A 3424-nucleotide genomic window follows, 5' to 3' on the forward strand; every position below is an offset into this window, starting at 1 on the left:
CCTGGGTAGCGAGCGCGATGCTCTGATGGACGGACTTGGGGCGCTGGCCACGGGAGACGACGCTGTTCCCGTGGTGACCGCTCTGGCTGAACCCGAAGCGCGAGTGGCTCTGCTGTTCGCAGGACAGGGCGCACAACGGCTTGGCATGGGGCGGGAGTTGTATGACACCTTCCCGGTATTCGCGGACGCTTTTGATGCCGTGTGCGGGCACTTTGATGGTGAGTTGGCGTTGCCGCTGCGGGGTGTGGTGTTCGGCGAGGATGCCGATGCCGATGGCGAGGTGCTGAACCAGACGGGATATACCCAGCCGGCGTTGTTTGCGGTGGAGGTGGCGCTGTTCCGGTTGGTGGAGTCATTTGGTGTCCGGCCGGACTACTTGGTGGGTCATTCTGTTGGTGAGTTGGTGGCGGCTCATGTGGCGGGGGTGTTGTCGCTGGGGGATGTGTGTCGTCTGGTCGCGGCTCGCGGCCGGTTGATGCAGGCACTCCCGGATGGCGGCGCCATGGTCTCGGTCCAGGCGTCGGAAGCTGAAGTGCTGCCGCTGCTGGAAGGCTATGAGCAGCGGGTGAGTATCGCCGCGGTGAACGGTCCGCAGGCGGTCGTGGTCTCCGGTGAGCAGTCCGCGGTGGCGGAGATAGCCGGGCGTTTCGAGGAGCAGGGACGGAAGACGAAGCGGCTCCAGGTCAGTCATGCCTTCCATTCGCCGCTGATGGAGCCGATGCTCGAAGAATTCCGTGCTGTCGCCGAGCGCGTGACATATACGGAGCCCCGCATCCCGGTCGTCTCGAACCTGACCGGCGAACTCGCCACGCCGCAGGAACTGACCTCCCCCGATTACTGGGTGCGGCATGTCCGCGAGGCCGTTCGCTTCGCCGACGGTATCCGGTGGTTGGAGGAGCACGAGGTGACCCGGTTCCTGGAGATCGGGCCGGACGGCACCCTGACCGCCATGGCGCAGGACTGTCTCTCGGCAGCTGATCTTCAGCTCGCGCCCATCATGCGGAAGGGCCGCTCGGAGGCTGAAGCGCTGTTGGCTGCTGTGTCCCATGGGTTTGTGCACGGTATGGATGTGGACTGGCGTATGTGTTTCCCCGCTGCCCGAAGTGTGGCGCTGCCCACGTATCCGTTCCAGCGTGAGCGCTTCTGGCCGACGCCGGCACCTGACTCACGTCCCCATGCGGACTGGCGGTATCGGGTGGAGTGGAAGCCGGTGGTGACGCAGTCCGGTGGGGTGTTGGGCGGTCGTTGGATTGCGTTGGTGGCGTCGGGTGATGCGTCTGCCGAGGCTGTGGTGGATGGGCTGGCGGCGCGTGGTGTTCGGGTTGAGCGGGTGGAATGGACCGCTGATGTGGAGCGTGGGTTGCTGGCTGAGCGGGTGTGTGAGGTGGCTGGTGAGGAGCCGGTTGCTGGTGTATTGGCGGTGGGCGTTGCGGATGCGGTGCGTGCCGCTGTGGTGGTGCAGGCGTTGGGGGATGCGGGTGTCGGTGGGCGGCTGTGGGTGGTGACGCAGGGGGCTGTTGCGATCGGCTCGTTGGATGGCGGGCCGGATCCGATGCAGGCTGCGGTGTGGGGTTTGGGTCGGGTGGCGGCTTTGGAGTTGCCGGACCGTTGGGGCGGTCTGGTCGATCTGCCGGAGTCGGTGGACGGTAGGGCGCTTGACCGGTTCATCGGTGTTCTGGCTGATGGCTCTGAGGATCAGGTTGCGGTGCGGGCGTCGGGTGTGTTTGGGCGGAGGCTGGTGCACGCCCCGGCGGCCGTTGGGGGGAGCGCGGTTGGTGGTTGGCGGCCGCGGGGGACGGTGTTGATCACGGGTGGTACGGGTGCTCTGGGTGCGCGTGTGGCGCGTTGGGTGGCTGAGCGCGGTGCTGAGCACGTGGTCCTCACCAGCCGTCGAGGCTCGGAGGCTCCGGGTGCGGTGGAGTTGGAGGCGGAGCTGTCCGCCCTTGGTGTGCGGGTGAGCGTGGTGGCCTGTGATGTGGCGGACGCGGAGGCGGTTGAGGCACTGCTGTCCGAGCACCCCGTGGACGCCGTCTTCCACGCTGCGGCCGTACTCGACGACGGTGTACTTGACTCACTCACGGCTGAGCGGTTCGCCACTGTCATGCAGGCAAAGGCCGTCTCAGCTGTGAATCTGCATGATGCGACCCGAGAGCGTGAGCTCTCCGCGTTCGTGTTGTTCTCGTCGTTCGCGGGGGCTATTGGTGCCGCCGGTCAGGCGAATTACGCGGCTGCCAATGCTTTCCTGGATGCGCTTGCGGAGCAGCGTGTGGCTGAAGGGCTGCCTGCGACGTCCGTCGCGTGGGGGCCCTGGGGCGAGATCGGTATGGCGAGCGATGCGTCGATGGCGCAGCGGATGCGCCGGGGTGGGGTGTCTCCGCTGCGGCCGGACCTGGCTGTCGATGCCCTGGAGCATGCGATTTCGTCCGGCACGCCCGGTCTGGTGATAGCCGATATCGCTTGGTCGGACTTCCGTTCCGCTTTCGCTGCGGTGCGCTCGAGTCCGTTGCTCGGTGATCTTCCGGAGATCCGTACCGAGGTCGAGCTCGCAGCCGGGGCGGGTGGCGGAGATCGTCCGTCCGAGCTGCGCCGGCAGTTGGCGGGTTTGGAGGCGGTGGAGCAGGAACGAGTGCTCACCGATCTGGTTCGGTCGTATGCGGCTGGGGTGCTGCATTATGCGGGGCCTGCCGGGGTGCCGTTGAACCGGCCTTTTCGGGATCTTGGGGTCGACTCGTTGCTCGCTGTGGAGCTTCGCAACGTATTGAGTGTGGCGTGCGGGGTCACGTTGAGTGCGACGGTGGTCTTCGACTATCCGACGCCGGCTGCGTTGGCTGGTTTTCTGCGGACCCGGATAGCGCCGGCCCAGGATGATGTTGAGCAGCGGATGGTGCCCTCGGTCGTTGAGGGTGATCCCATTGTGATTGTGGGGATGAGTTGCCGGTTCCCGGGTGGTGTGGATGGTCCTGAGGCTTTTTGGGAGCTGCTGTCGGGCGGTGTGGACGCGGTCGGGGAATTTCCGGTCGATCGTGGTTGGGACCTGGATGCGGTTTATGATCCCAACCCGGAACACTCGGGCACCAGTTACGTCAATTCCGGCGGTTTCCTGAAGCACGTGGATCGATTCGAACCGGCCTTCTTCGGTATGAGCCCCCGGGAAGCGGTAGCAACCGACCCGCAACAGCGCCTGCTGCTGGAGACCTCCTGGGAGGCGTTTGAGCGTTCCGGCATTGATCCGCAGACGTTGCGGGGGAGTCGGGCCGGGGTCTTCGTGGGCACAAACGGTCAGGACTATCCGGCCCTCCTGGCCAATTCCCCGGACGATTTCGACGGCTACGTCGGAACCGGGAATGCAGCCGCTGTGGTGTCGGGCCGGGTGTCGTATGCGCTGGGTCTTGAGGGCCCGGCGGTGACGGTGGACACGGCATGT

At 65.9% G+C, this 3424-nt stretch carries 1 pseudogene; it reads left to right on the forward strand.

Features of this window, described 5'->3' with window-relative positions:
* Nucleotides 1-34 precede the first annotated feature (34 nt).
* Nucleotides 35-3424, forward strand: a pseudogene (locus AC3EUV_RS38180) (type I polyketide synthase); the annotation flags it as partial.

The organism is Streptomyces sp. bgisy130 (assembly GCF_057708345.1).